Annotated in this window: 9 protein-coding genes; 7 read left to right on the top strand and 2 right to left on the bottom strand. The window is 71.0% G+C overall.

The window, feature by feature from the left end; translation table 11 throughout:
* Window positions 1–67 precede the first annotated feature (67 nt).
* Window positions 68–1,537, bottom strand: coding sequence for a ricin-type beta-trefoil lectin domain protein (locus CP975_RS22530; RefSeq protein ID WP_425474331.1), 1,470 nt, complete (start codon window positions 1,535–1,537; stop codon window positions 68–70).
* Window positions 1,538–1,733: 196 nt separating this feature from the next.
* Between CP975_RS22530 and CP975_RS22525 the strand changes: the two genes are divergently transcribed.
* From CP975_RS22525 to CP975_RS22510, 4 genes are all read left to right on the top strand, one after another.
* Entirely contained in the window at window positions 1,734–3,146 is a 1,413-nt protein-coding gene (locus CP975_RS22525) for a class II fumarate hydratase (RefSeq protein WP_055535828.1), read from the top strand.
* A 106-nt stretch (window positions 3,147–3,252) separates the two neighbouring features.
* Window positions 3,253–3,942, top strand: a complete 690-nt coding sequence (gene fomD, locus CP975_RS22520) for a cytidylyl-2-hydroxypropylphosphonate hydrolase (RefSeq protein WP_055535826.1) — start codon at window positions 3,253–3,255, stop codon at window positions 3,940–3,942.
* Between the two features lie 116 nt (window positions 3,943–4,058).
* Window positions 4,059–4,700 (top strand): methyltransferase domain-containing protein, encoded by a 642-nt coding sequence (locus CP975_RS22515; RefSeq protein WP_246201593.1) that lies wholly within the window; start codon window positions 4,059–4,061, stop codon window positions 4,698–4,700.
* A 62-nt stretch (window positions 4,701–4,762) separates the two neighbouring features.
* A complete protein-coding gene (locus CP975_RS22510) occupies window positions 4,763–6,796 on the top strand; it encodes a SpoIIE family protein phosphatase (protein ID WP_167532716.1) in 2,034 nt (677 codons plus the stop codon).
* 69 nt (window positions 6,797–6,865) lie between these two features.
* On the opposite strand, the gene CP975_RS22505 is transcribed toward CP975_RS22510, so the two are convergent.
* Window positions 6,866–9,127: a transglycosylase domain-containing protein gene (locus CP975_RS22505; protein ID WP_055532512.1), complete on the bottom strand. Its 2,262-nt coding sequence runs from the start codon at window positions 9,125–9,127 to the stop codon at window positions 6,866–6,868.
* A 279-nt stretch (window positions 9,128–9,406) separates the two neighbouring features.
* Between CP975_RS22505 and CP975_RS22500 the strand changes: the two genes are divergently transcribed.
* From CP975_RS22500 to CP975_RS22490, 3 genes are read left to right on the top strand one after another with little or no spacing between them, the layout of a single operon-like run.
* Window positions 9,407–9,934: a PadR family transcriptional regulator gene (locus CP975_RS22500; RefSeq protein ID WP_055532527.1), complete on the top strand. Its 528-nt coding sequence runs from the start codon at window positions 9,407–9,409 to the stop codon at window positions 9,932–9,934.
* Entirely contained in the window at window positions 9,931–10,617 is a 687-nt protein-coding gene (locus CP975_RS22495) for an ABC transporter ATP-binding protein (RefSeq protein ID WP_055532514.1), read from the top strand. The genes CP975_RS22500 and CP975_RS22495 overlap by 4 nt, the downstream gene beginning before the upstream one ends.
* On the top strand, window positions 10,614–13,031 hold the full coding sequence (locus tag CP975_RS22490) for an FtsX-like permease family protein (protein WP_150477274.1): 2,418 nt from the start codon (window positions 10,614–10,616) through the stop codon (window positions 13,029–13,031). The genes CP975_RS22495 and CP975_RS22490 overlap by 4 nt, the downstream gene beginning before the upstream one ends.
* The last annotated feature ends 23 nt before the right edge of the window (window positions 13,032–13,054 follow it).

The following is a 13,054-nucleotide window of genomic DNA, read 5'->3' as shown; positions in this document are numbered from 1 at the left end:
GTGCGCCCCGAAGGGGCGCGGGGAACTGCGCGCCCGGCCACGGCGCACCCGCAGTGAAGGCAACCCCTCAGGCGAACCGCTGATTCGCAGTCCCGGCACACTTCTGAAGCCGCAACGGCTCCTTGCCCCCCGCAAGGGTCAGACACAGCTCACTCGCGGCAGCGGGCCGCACCGTCCCGGTCTCCCGGACGAACTTCTGGTTGCCACCCCCGTGGCAGTTCCACAACACAACGGCGGCACCTTCCTTGTAGGCGCCGTCCGGCACGTCCAGACAGCGATCCTGGGTCAATCCAGTGTGCAGCGAGCGCCGCGAGTCGTCGTACCACCAGATCTGGTTGCGATGACCCGTGCAGTCCCAGCCCTGGACCTTCGTGCCGTTACGGCTCTTGGACGCGTCGACGTCCAGGCACGTCCCGGTGGCCTCGTTCCTCAGGGGCTTGAACGCATCGTCCCAGGCGCCCTCGTACAGCTTCCGGCTGCCCGTGCTCGCCGGGTCGGCACAGCTGGCCTCACGCTTGCCGGAGGCGTACAGCTGCGTCAGGCAGGAGGCGAAGGCGGCGTGGCCGCGGGCGTTGGGGTGGAAGGACTGGCGTACGGAGTTGGAGTCCGGCGGGAAGGGGTTGGACAGGTCGACGTAGAGGCCGCGCGCCCAGGTGTCCTCCATGCAGACCTCGTGGCCGTGGAAGAGGCGGGAGTTGTCGAGATAGGTCGCTCCGGCGTTCCTCGCGGCCCTGCGCATGCCGGTCTCGAAGGTCGGCACCGCGTAGTTGCGGCCCCACTCGGTGTCGGAGTCGTAACCGAGCCCGCCGCAGGCCAGCTTGCCGGGGAACGCGGGGTTGTCGCGGAAGTCCGGTCCGATCGGACTCGGGTAGCCCATGGCGACGAGCTGGTAGTCGCCCTCCTGGTATCCCGCGTCCCTCATGACGGTCTTGAGGTCGCGGATGGACTGCTCGACCTTGGGTACGAGGGCGTCCACGCGCGCCTGCCAGCCGTCGTGGTACTTGGCCGCGCAGGGTCCCTGGCCGAGCAGGTAACGGGTGACGCAGTCCGTCATCACGGGTGAGAACTGAAGGTCGTCGTTGGCGCCGACGACGAGCAGGATCGTCTTGATCCTCGTGTTGCGCGCCTTGACGGCGAGGTTGTCGCTCTGCACCAGCTCGTCGGCGTACTGCTTCTGGCCGCCGATTTTGATGTTGACGGTCCGCGCCCCCGAACAGGCGACGTTGTACGTCACGTCGGCGGGGATGCCCGTCCGGTGGATCGCGGCGTCCGGCGAGCGGTGACACCAGTTGTCGGGGCCGTCGGTGCCCGGTTCGTACGTCCCGACCCCCTCACCGGAGATCTCGCTGTCGCCGAGGGAGATCAGGCCCGTCTTGCGCTCGGCCATCGGGCGTTCGGCAGGGCTGCCGTAGAGCTTGGTCGCCTCGGCCGCCCGGATCTTCTCCAGTTCGGGCGGCAGCGGCGCGGACGCGGGCGCCTTCGGCCCGTCCGCCGCCCGGGCGGGTGCCCCGGCCGCCGTGCCGAGCACGGCCGTCATCGCGACGGCCGCCGCGAACGAACATCGCAGCCGAGCCCGTCCGCTGCTTCTGATGCGCTTCATCGCGCCTCCCCGGATTGGTGTTACCCACGGTTTTTACTGGTGGGTAGAGGGCTTGGGAATACCTGCAACAAGACAAGTGCTCAACTTCGCGGGGCTTTTCGACGGGCTTCGAACGGAGAGGTAGGTTCACGGCATGACCAGCGACGCCAGCGAAGACCGCACCGGCGAGTACCGGACCGAGCACGACTCCATGGGCGAGGTGCGGGTCCCCGCCGACGCCAAGTGGCGCGCCCAGACCCAGCGCGCGGTGGAGAACTTCCCCATCTCGGGACAGCGCCTTGAGCGCGCCCACATCGCCGCCCTCGCGCGGATCAAGGGGGCCGCCGCCAAGGTCAACGCGGACCTCGGCGTGCTCGACAAGGACATCGCCGACGCCATCGCGGACGCGGCGGCCGGGGTCGCCGAGGGCCGCTGGGACGCCCACTTCCCCGTGGACGTCTTCCAGACCGGCTCCGGCACGTCGTCGAACATGAACACCAACGAGGTCCTGGCCACGCTCGCGACGGAACGGCTCGGACGCGACGTACACCCCAACGACCACGTCAACGCCTCGCAGTCCTCGAACGACGTCTTCCCGTCCTCGATCCACATCGCGGCGACGGGCGCGGTGACCGGCGACCTGATCCCCGCCCTCGACCACCTCGCCGCCGCCCTGGAGCGCAAGGCCGAGGAGTTCGCGGACGTCGTGAAGTCCGGGCGCACGCACCTCATGGACGCCACGCCCGTGACCCTCGGCCAGGAGTTCGGCGGTTACGCGGCCCAGGTGCGGTACGGCATCGAACGCCTGGAGGCCTCCCTGCCCCGCCTGGCCGAACTGCCGCTCGGCGGCACGGCCGTGGGTACGGGCATCAACACCCCGCCCGGCTTCTCCGCGGCCGTCATCGCCGAGGTCGCGCGGGCCACGGGGCTGCCGCTGACCGAGGCGCGCGACCACTTCGAGGCGCAGGGCGCGCGGGACGGCATCGTCGAGACCAGCGGCCAGCTGCGGACGATCGGCGTGGGCCTGACGAAGATCGCCAACGACCTGCGGTGGATGGCATCCGGCCCGCGCACCGGCCTCGCGGAGATCAACCTCCCGGATCTGCAACCCGGTTCGTCGATCATGCCGGGCAAGGTGAACCCGGTCATCCCGGAGGCCGCGCTGATGGTCGCCGCGCAGGTCACCGGCAACGACGCGACGGTCGCCGCGGCGGGCGCCGCCGGCAACTTCGAGCTGAACGTCATGCTTCCGGTGATCGCCAAGAACGTACTGGAGTCGATCCGGCTGCTCGCCAACGTCTCCCGGCTGCTCGCCGACCGGACCGTCGACGGGATCACCGCCAACCGCGACCGCGCCCGGGAGTACGCCGAGTCCTCGCCGTCCGTCGTGACGCCGCTGAACAAGTACATCGGCTACGAGGAGGCGGCGAAGGTCGCCAAGAGGTCCCTGGCCGAGCGCAAGACGATCCGCGAGGTCGTCCTGGAGGCCGGCTACGTCGACCGGGGCGACCTCACCCTGGAGCAACTGGACCAGGCCCTGGACGTGTTGCGCATGACGCGCCCCTAGCACCGGGCTTGGCGCGCCGGGCCTTCGCAACGGGACCTCGCGCCGGGACCTCGCGTTCCCGGGTGATCCACCGGCCCGTCACAGGAGGCCCGTCTAATATCTGTCCATGACAGACCTCGACGGGAAGACGGCGGACGGTGACGGTGCGGCGGCCCGGTGGGCCCCCGGGGACCACATCCTGTGGCGGTACCGGGAGAACGCCGGGGACCGCGTGCACATCTGCCGTCCCGTCACCGTCGTCCAGGACAGCGAGGACCTGCTCGCCGTCTGGATGGCGCCCGGCACCGAATGCGTCAAGCCGGTGCTGGCCGACGGGACCCCCCTGCACCACGAGCCCCTGGCCACCCGCTACACCAAACCGCGCGCCGTGCGCAGGGACCGCTGGTTCGGCACCGGCGTCCTCAAGCTGGCCCGCCCCGGCGATCCGTGGTCGGTCTGGCTGTTCTGGGACCCGGGCTGGCGGTTCAAGAACTGGTACGTGAACCTGGAGGAACCGCGCACCCGCTGGTCGGGCGGCGTGGATTCCGAGGATCACTTTCTGGACATCTCCGTGCGCCCCGACGGCAGCTGGCGCTGGCACGACGAGGACGAGTTCGCCGAGGCCCTGCGGGTGGGCCTGATGGACCCGGAAAAGGCTGCTGACGTACGCGCCGCCGGCCGGGCCGCCCTCAAGGTGATCGAGGCCTGGGGGGCACCGTTTTCGGACGGCTGGCAGCACTGGCGTCCCGATCCGTCCTGGGTCGTACCACCCCTTCCGGATGACTGGGACCGTACGCCCGCGCATGTGTCCTCATGAGACCCTTGATGCGCCCCCGTGGTTCAAACGTAGGATCGTCCTCCGCAAGGGCGCACAGCGACAACTCCGAGAGTCCGCGCGCTGTCTGACAGGAAGTCATTGAAGGGCGGCAGAACGTGAGCGAGGACCGCAGGGGCCAGGCCGAGGCCTTTGACGCCATCGGACAGCACTACGACGAAGCCTTCCCGCACAAGGAGGGTCAGCTCGCCGCGGGGCGCCGTCTCGCCGAGGCGCTCGCGCCCGGTTCCCGGGTCCTGGACGTGGGCTGCGGCACGGGTCTGCCGACCGCGCTGCAATTGGCCGAGAAGGGTCACTCCGTCCTCGGCACGGACCTCTCGGCGGGCATGCTGGCCCTGGCCGAAAAGAACGTCCCCGCGGCCGAGTTCCGGCAGATCGACATCGCGGACCTGGCGACCGACGGCCCGGCCGGAATCGGCCGGTTCGACGGCATCGCCTGCTTCTTCGCCCTGCTGATGCTGCCGCGTCCGGAGATCCCCGGGGCGCTGCGGCGGCTGCACGGGCTGCTGCGGCCGGGAGGCCTGATGGAGCTGTCCATGGTCGAGGCCGACCTCGACGACGCGGCGATCCCGTTCCTGGGCCACACAATCCGGGTATCGGGTTACCTGCGGGACGAACTGCGGCAGGTCGTGCGGGACGCGGGCTTCGAGATCACCGGCGAGGACACGTACTCGTACGCGCCCGCCAGCAGCGACGTACCACCGGAACACCAGATCTTTCTGCACTGCCGACGCGGCTGAGCGACGTGCAACGCTGGACGGCGCGCACGGCGCGCAGCCCCGGACGGACGGATTCGAAACGCGTGACGGAGCACCTCACCCCCCACGAGGGTCGCAAGGCACCAGTTGCCCGGCCGACCGCCCCCGCGGATCCCCGCGGGGCGCTGCTGCGTTCCCCCGAGACGTCACAGGGCGCGCGCGACACATCCCCGGGAGCATCGGTGCCGCCGACCAGTGAGCATTCCCAGCCGTCCGCCTCCGAGCCGGACCCCGGCCGTCCGCGCCCCGCGCCCGACGGCGTGCCGGCGCAGCCCGGCCCGCCCCCGGGCCCGCCGCACGGCGAGGAGCGGCGCACCGGCCGGCCGCAGCCGCCGGGCGCCGGACCCGTGGCGATGCGCCGCGACGGCGACCGGCTGCGCTTCGTGGGCGCGGCGACCCGGCGGATCGCGCGCGGCATCGACCTCGACGAGATCGTGATGGGTCTGTGCCGGGCGACGGTCCCGACCTTCTCCGACGCGATCCTGGTCTATCTGCGCGACCCGCTGCCCGTCGGCGACGAGCGGCCCTCGGGCCCGCTGGTGCTGCGCCTGCGCCGCACGGACCGGCTGCGCTCCATCGAGGAGGGCGCCGAGGAGCCGGACACCGACGGCGGCCCGCTGCCCTCGCTCCAGGTGGTGACGCCCGACATCACGGACGTGATGGGGACCGCCGAGCTGTGCGAGGTGCGCCAGGGCGGCGCGCTCGCCGAGGTGCTGCGCGGCGTGCGGCCCGTCTTCGCGGACTCGGCGGCGGCGCGGGCCGCCCTGCCCGAACTGCTCGGCGAGGGGCGGACCGTGCCGTCCGGGCAGCGGGCGATCCTGGCGCCGCTGCGGGGCCGGCGGCGGGTGATCGGCGCGGCCGTGTTCCTGCGCCGCCCGGACCGCCACCCCTTCGAGGCGGACGACCTGCTCGTCGCCGCCCAGCTGGCCACGCACAGCGCGCTCGGCATCGACAAGGCGGTCCTGTACGGCCGCGAGGCGTACATCGCCGACGAGTTGCAGCGCACGATGCTGCCCGAGACGCTGCCGCGCCCGACCGGGGTGCGGCTCGCCTCGCGCTATCTCCCGGCGGCCGAGACGGCCCGGGTCGGCGGCGACTGGTACGACGCGATCCCGCTGCCGGGCAGCCGGGTGGCCCTGGTCGTGGGCGATGTCATGGGGCACTCCATGACGTCGGCGGCGATCATGGGCCAGCTGCGGACGACCGCGCAGACCCTCGCCGGGCTCGATCTGCCGCCCCAGGAGGTCCTGCACCACCTGGACGAGCAGGCGCAGCGGCTCGGCTCCGACCGCATGGCGACCTGTCTGTACGCGGTCTACGACCCGGTCTCGCACCGCATCACCATCGCCAACGCCGGTCACCCGCCGCCCGTCCTGCTGCATCTGGGCGGCCGAGCCGAGGTGCTGCGCGTGCCGCCGGGCGCCCCCATCGGCGTGGGCGGCGTGGACTTCGAGGCCGTGGAGCTGGACGCCCCGGCGGGCGCGACGCTGCTCCTGTACACGGACGGGCTCGTCGAGTCCCGCCTGCGCGATGTGTGGACCGGCATAGAGCAGCTGCGCGAACGTCTCGCCGCGACCGCCCAGTTGACCGGCCCCGACCACCCGCCGCCCCTTGAGGCGCTCTGCGACGAGGTGCTGGACATGCTCGGTCCGGGCGACCGGGACGACGACATCGCGCTGCTCGCCGCCCGCTTCGACGGCATCGCGCCGAGCGACGTCGCGTACTGGTTCCTCGAACCGGAGAACGCGACCCCGTCCCGCGCCCGCCGCCTGGCCCGCAGCGCGCTGGTCCGCTGGGGCCTTGAGGACATGACGGATGCGGTGGAGCTGCTGGTCAGCGAGGTCGTGACGAACGCCGTGCGGTACGCGTCGCGGCCGATCACGCTGCGGCTGCTGCGTACGGACGTACTGCGCTGCGAGGTCGGCGACGACGTCCCGCAGCTGCCCCGGCTGCGCCAAGCGCGCGCCACGGACGAGGGCGGCCGCGGGCTGTACCTGGTCAACAAGATGGCGCGGCGGTGGGGCGCGACCCGCCTGAGTACCGGGAAGGTCGTCTGGTTCGAGCTGAACCGAAGCTGACCGCACATGAGAAAGGCGCCCGGAACCTCGAAGGTTCCGGGCGCCTTTCTCACGTGCGCGGGGCGGACGTCAGTCCCTGCTCGGCCCGCGGTCGTCGGGATCCTCGGGGATCTCGATCGTGTGCGTGGGGTCCGGCTCGTCCGTCGGCGGCTTCGACGACGGGGACTGCGTCGGCGGCTTGGACGAGGGGGACTGCGTCGGCGGCTCCGAGGACGGGGACTGCGTCGGCGGCTTCGACGACGGGTCCTTCTCCGGCTTCGACGGCGTGCTCGACGGCTCCTTGGAATCCTTCGGCGTCGGCTCCGGGGGCGGCGCGATGGCCGCGCCCATGCGTGTGTCGAGGTCGAATTCGCTCGGCGCGCCCATCGCGTCGAAGGTGTACGCCGCCCAGATCTCGGCCGGGAAGCTGCCGCCGTCGACGCGCGGCAGACCGCCCGCGCCCTTCATGGAGACCTGCTTGTTCTGCTCGGGGGTGCCGGGGGCGCCCTCGCCGAAGAGGCCGACGGAGGTGACCAGCTTCGGTGTGTAGCCGGTGAACCAGGCCGACTTGTTGTCGTCGGAGGTACCGGTCTTGCCGGCGACGTCCTGCACGGAGTTGCGCACCGCGTGGCCCGTGCCGTCGTCGACGACGCCGGTCAGGACGGAGGTCAGCGCGTCGGCGGTGCCGCGCTTGACGACCTGGTCGCCGATGGGGTCGGGCAGGTCGACCGTGCGGTCCTTGTGCTCGATGGAGGCGACCAGGGCGGGGGTGACCTTCTTGCCGTGGTTGTCGAGCGTGGCGTACACGCCCGCCATCTCCAGCGGGCTCGCGCCCATGGAGCCCAGCGTCTGGGCGGGCACGGCGGGCAGGCCCTTGACGTCCATGCCGAGCTTGCCCGCCATCTCCATCACCTTGGGCATCCCGACGTCCACGCCCATCTGTGCGAAGACGGAGTTGATGGACTTGTTCATCGCCTTCTGGACGGTGACGGGGCCGTAGTCGACGTGGTCCTCGTTCGGCGGGGCGAAGCCCACCTCGCTGCCCTTGACCGGGCGCCCGCTGGTGCCGTCGTAGACGGTGCTCGCCGTGATCGGCTTGCCGTCCTGGGTCGTCGCGCCGTTCTCCAGGGCCGCGGCGAGGATCAGCGGCTTGAAGGTGGAGGCCGACTGGTAGTCGCGGCGGGTGGCGTTGTTCGTGTAGTGCTTCACGTAGTTCTCGCCGCCGTACATGGCGAGGACCTTGCCGGTCTTGGGGTCGACGGACGCCGCGCCCGCCTGGACCCGGGCGTCCGCCTTGTTCTTCTTCCGGTCCAGCTTGTCGTTCAGCTTCTTGTCGACGGCCTTCTCAAGCTGCTTCTGCTTCTTGGGGTCGATGTTCAGCGTGATCGTGTAACCACCGGCCGCGAACTCGGCCTCGCTGAGGCCGCTGTTGCGCAGGACCTCCCGCTTGGCCTCGTCCACGAGGTAGCCGATCTGGCCCTCACGGCCGGGCAGCGCCTTGGGGTCCTCCGGCACGGGGAACTTCATCGCCTCGCGCTTGCCGGAGTCCAGCCAGCCCTCCTCGACCATGTTGTCGAGGACGTAGTTCCAGCGGGCCTTGACGAGCTTCTTGCCGGTCTGGGTCGCGGCCTGCCAGTCGTACTGGCTGGGGGCCTGGAGCAGGGCGGCGAGGTAGGCGCCCTGCTCCACGTCCAGCTTCTTGGCGTCGACGCCGTAGTAGGCCTGGGCGGCGGCCTGGATGCCGTAGGCGTCGCGGCCGTAGTAGCTGGTGTTGATGTAGCCCGCGAGGATGTCGTCCTTGCTCTTCTCGCGGTCCACCTTCAGCGAGATGACCAGTTCCTTCAGCTTGCGGCTGACCGTCTGGTCCTGCGTGAGGTAGTAGTTCTTCACGTACTGCTGGGTGATCGTCGAGCCACCCTGCTTGCCCTTGCCGGTCAGCGTGTTGAGGACGCCGCGTGCCGTGCCCTTGAAGTCGACGCCCTGGTCCTTGTAGAAGGACTTGTTCTCGGCGGCGACGAAGGTCTTCTGGACACCCTCGGGCACCTTGTCGAGGTCGACGATCTCGCGGTTGACCTTGCCGTCCCTCGCCAGGATCGTCCCGTCGCTGTACTTGTAGACGTTGCTCTGCCTCTTCGCCGCGGCGTTGCCCTCAGGGATGTCGATCACCAGGTAGAGCACGACGAAGGCGCCCATGCCGAGGAGGATGAGTCCGAAGAACGTCCCGAGGAGCTTCTTCCAGGTGAAGAAGCGGCGTATGCCGGTGCGCTTGGGCTTGCCCCCGCCGGACGGGCGCCCGCGCACTGCCCGGCGGGCACCGCGCTGCCGCGCTTGTCGTTCTTCGGCTCGGCCCATGACTGAGAGTGCTCCGCTTCCGTCTCGTACGACGCGTACTTCCCGTACGCCCCGTCTTCTCACTGGCAAGTCGCTGGTCGCTTAAGTCAGCTCATGAAGCTAACACCGCACCTAGGGACAAAGGTCCTGCGATCCGGTCTTTTCCGGACGTGACAATGAGCACCTGCCCCTAAGGAACCGACGGTTTCAGGGGCAGGAAGGTTGCCCCCTTTTTCGAACTTGTGCGCTCTACACCAGGCGTATACACGGCACGTATACACACCGTGTACAGTGCTCGTCATGTCCATTGGCCACACCCTTCTGGGTCTCCTGGAATCGGGCCCCCGGCACGGCTACGACCTCAAGCGGGCCTTTGACGAGAAGTTCGGGCACGACAAGCCCCTGCACTACGGACAGGTCTACTCGACCATGTCCCGGCTGCTGAAGAACGGCCTCGTCGAGGTCGACGGCATAGAGGCGGGCGGCGGTCCCGAGCGCAAGCGGTACGCGATCACCGACGCAGGCGTCACCGACGTCCAGCGGTGGCTCGCCACCCCGGAGAAGCCCGAGCCCTACCTCCAGTCGACGCTCTACACCAAGGTCGTCCTCGCGCTCCTCACCGACCGCGACGCCGCCGAACTCCTGGATGTCCAGCGCGCCGAGCACCTGCGCCTGATGCGCATCCTCACCGACCGCAAACGCAAGGGCGACCTCGCCGACCAGCTCGTCTGCGACCACGCGCTCTTCCATCTCGAAGCCGATCTGCGCTGGCTGGAGCTGACCGCCGCGCGCCTCGGCAAGCTCGCCCAGGAGGTGCGCTCCCCATGACCCCCGCAGGCTCCCTCCTCACGGCCCACGGACTCCGCAAGACCTACGGCCCTACCACCGCGCTCGACGGCGCTGCCTTCTCCATCCACCCCGGTGAGGTCGTCGCCGTCATGGGCCCCTCGGGCTCCGGCAAGTCGACCCTGCTGCACTGCCTCGCCGGGATCGTCCGCCCCGACGAGGGCACCATCACGTACGACGGCCGCGAGCTGACCGCCCTGCGGGACGCCGAACTGAGCGCGCTGCGGCGCAGCGAGTTCGGGTTCGTCTTCCAGTTCGGCCAGCTCGTGCCGGAACTCACCTGCGTCGAGAACGTCGCGCTGCCGCTGCGGCTGAACGGCGCCAAGCGCAAGGAGGCCGAGGCGACCGCCCGTACCTGGATGGAGCGCCTGGAGGTCGACGACGTCACCGCCAAGCGGCCCGGCGAGGTCTCGGGCGGCCAGGGACAGCGCGTCGCCGTCGCCCGGGCGCTGGCCACGAGCCCGCGCGTGATCTTCGCCGACGAGCCGACCGGCGCCCTGGACTCGCTCAACGGCGAGCGCGTGATGGAGCTGCTGACCGAAGCCGCCCGCTCGGCCAACGCGGCCGTCGTCCTGGTCACCCACGAGACCCGTGTCGCCGCCTACTCCGACCGCGAGATCGTCGTGCGCGACGGCAGGTCGCGCGACATGGAGCGGGTCGTATGAGCCTCGACACCCCTACGAAGGCGCGTACGGGACCGGGGGCGCCGCCCCCGCCGGGCAGCGCGCGCCCCGGCGGCGGCTTCCTCCGCGACCTCGCCCTGGGCATACGCTTCGCCGTCGGCGGCGGCCGCGAGGGCTGGACCCGCACGATCCTGACCGCCGTCGGCGTGGGGCTCGGGGTGGCGCTGCTGCTCGGCGCGGCGTCCGTGCCGCAGCTGTTGCAGGCGATCGACGACCGCGGCGCGGCCCGCACACCCTCCGGGCAGTTCTCCTCCGACGGCATCAAGCCCTCCGACAAGACGGTCCTCCAGCGCGACTCCCCCACCGACTTCCGGGATGTGACGGTCAGCGGCCGTATCGTGCGCGCCGAGGGCGAGCACCCGGTACTGCCGCCCGGCCTCGACGCACTGCCCGGCCCCGGCGAGATGGTCGCCTCCCCGGCCCTGCGCAAGCTCCTCGACAGCTCCGAGGGCGCCCTCCTCAGGGAACGCTTCAGCGCCTACCGCGTGACCGGCACCCTCGGCGACGCGGGCCTGACGAGCCCTCAGGAGCTGTACTACTACGCCGGTTCCGACTCCCTCACCCGGGAGAAGGGCGGCCAGCGCGTCGAGGCCTACGGCTTCCACCTGCCCGCCGAGCCGCTGGATCCGCTCCTGCTCGTCCTCGTCGTCATGATCTGCGTGGTCCTGCTGACCCCCGTGGTCATCTTCATCGGTACGGCGGTCCGCTTCGGCGGGGAGCGCCGCGACCGACGGCTGGCCGCGTTGCGCCTGGTCGGCGCCGACGCGCGGAGCGTGCGGCGGATCGCGGCGGGCGAGGCCCTGTGCGGGGCGCTGCTCGGCCTGGCCCTGGGCTGGGCGTTCTTCCTCGCCCTGCGCCAACTGGCCGGTGTGGTCGACCTGTACCGGGTCAGCGCCTTCCCCTCCGACGTGGTGCCGCTGCCCGCCCTCGCCGCGCTGATCCTGGCGGCCGTCCCGGTCACGGCCGTCGTGGTCACGATGATCTCGCTGCGTGCCGTCTCCATCGAGCCCCTCGGTGTCGTCCGCAGTGCGAAGCCCCGCAAGCGCCGGATGTGGTGGCGGATCCTGATGCCGCTCGTCGGGCTCGCCATCCTGCTGGCGGCGGGCCGCGTCGCCGGCGACATGGCCCCGTCGGTCTACGCCATCGGCCTGGGCTCGACGCTCACCCTGGTGGGCCTCGCCGCGCTGCTGCCGTGGCTGGTCGAGGCGAGTATGGCCCGGCTGCGCGGCGGTGGCCCGGTGCCCTGGCAGCTGGCCACCCGCAGGCTTCAGTTGAGCAGCGGTACGGCGGCCCGCGCGGTCAGCGGCATCACCGTCGCGGTGGCGGGCGCGGTCGCCCTCCAGATGCTGTTCGGCGCCATGCACGACGACTTCAACCGGGTCACGGGCAAGGACCCCGGCCGCGCCAAGCTGGTGGTCACGGCCGACGTCGCGGACGGGAAGCTCGCCGGGCGGATGATCGACGAGTTCCGTACGACCAAGGGCGTCAAGAACGTCATCGGCACGGTCTCCACGTACGTCGTCATGCCCGGCAAGCTGAAGAACCCCGATGCCCTGCGCCCCACCACGGAGCTGACCGTCGGCAGCTGCGCCAACCTGCGCGAGCTGGCCCGCATCGGCTCGTGCGAGGACGGTGACACCTTCGTCGTGCACACCGGGAACAAGCGGATGAACAAGTGGGTCGACGCGTCGGCCCGCCCCGGCAAGCAGCTCGACCTCAACCCCGTCAGCTGGGACGACCCCGGCCGCGAGCACGTCCTGTGGACGCTGCCCGCCGACTCCCGCACGGTCAGGGCGCGCCCCGACCCGGGCGGCGACCTGCACGACGGCGTCTACGCCACCCTCGGCGCCGTCGACCGGTCCAAGCTGGTCGACGCCACGACGACGGCGATGATCCAGGTCGATCCGGACGACTCGGACGCCGAGGAGTACATCCGCAACACCGCGGCCCACATCGACCCGTTCCTCCACGTGATGACGCTGCGCGCGGTCGAGCGCGACCAGCAGTACGCCACCATCCAGACCGGTCTGCAGATCGGCGCGGTGGCCACGATGGCGCTGATCGCGGCGTCCATGCTGGTGTCGATGCTGGAGCAACTACGGGAGCGCAAGCGCCTGTTGGCGGCCCTGACGGCCTTCGGTACGCGGCGCGGCTCGATGGCGTGGTCGGTGCTCTGGCAGACGGCGATCCCGGTCGCGATCGGGCTGGCGCTCGCCGTCGTGGGCGGCCTCGGCCTCGGCTACGTCATGGTCCGTATGATCCGGAAGCCGGTCACCGACTGGTGGATGTTCGTCCCTCTGACGGCCGCGGGCGCCGTGCTGGTCGCGGTCGTGACCCTGCTCAGCCTGCCGCCGCTGTGGCGGATGATGCGGCCGGAGGGCCTGCGCACGGAGTAGGCCCGCCCCCCGCGCGCCGGCAT

Source organism: Streptomyces alboniger, from assembly GCF_008704395.1.
In the GTDB taxonomy this organism is placed as follows: Bacteria; Actinomycetota; Actinomycetes; order Streptomycetales; family Streptomycetaceae; genus Streptomyces; species Streptomyces alboniger.
The sequence above is the reverse complement of the archived record's forward strand: the minus strand, read 5'-3'. Positions and strand labels throughout refer to the sequence as shown.

Coding starts and splice junctions, on each gene's coding strand:
- CP975_RS22530 (WP_425474331.1), bottom strand. CDS start 1,537: ATGACGGCCGTGCTCGGCACGGCGGCCGGGGCACCCGCCCGGGCGGCG.
- CP975_RS22525 (WP_055535828.1), top strand. CDS start 1,734: ATGACCAGCGACGCCAGCGAAGACCGCACCGGCGAGTACCGGACCGAG.
- fomD (WP_055535826.1), top strand. CDS start 3,253: ATGACAGACCTCGACGGGAAGACGGCGGACGGTGACGGTGCGGCGGCC.
- CP975_RS22505 (WP_055532512.1), bottom strand. CDS start 9,127: ATGGGCCGAGCCGAAGAACGACAAGCGCGGCAGCGCGGTGCCCGCCGG.
- CP975_RS22500 (WP_055532527.1), top strand. CDS start 9,407: ATGTCCATTGGCCACACCCTTCTGGGTCTCCTGGAATCGGGCCCCCGG.
- CP975_RS22495 (WP_055532514.1), top strand. CDS start 9,931: ATGACCCCCGCAGGCTCCCTCCTCACGGCCCACGGACTCCGCAAGACC.
- CP975_RS22490 (WP_150477274.1), top strand. CDS start 10,614: ATGAGCCTCGACACCCCTACGAAGGCGCGTACGGGACCGGGGGCGCCG.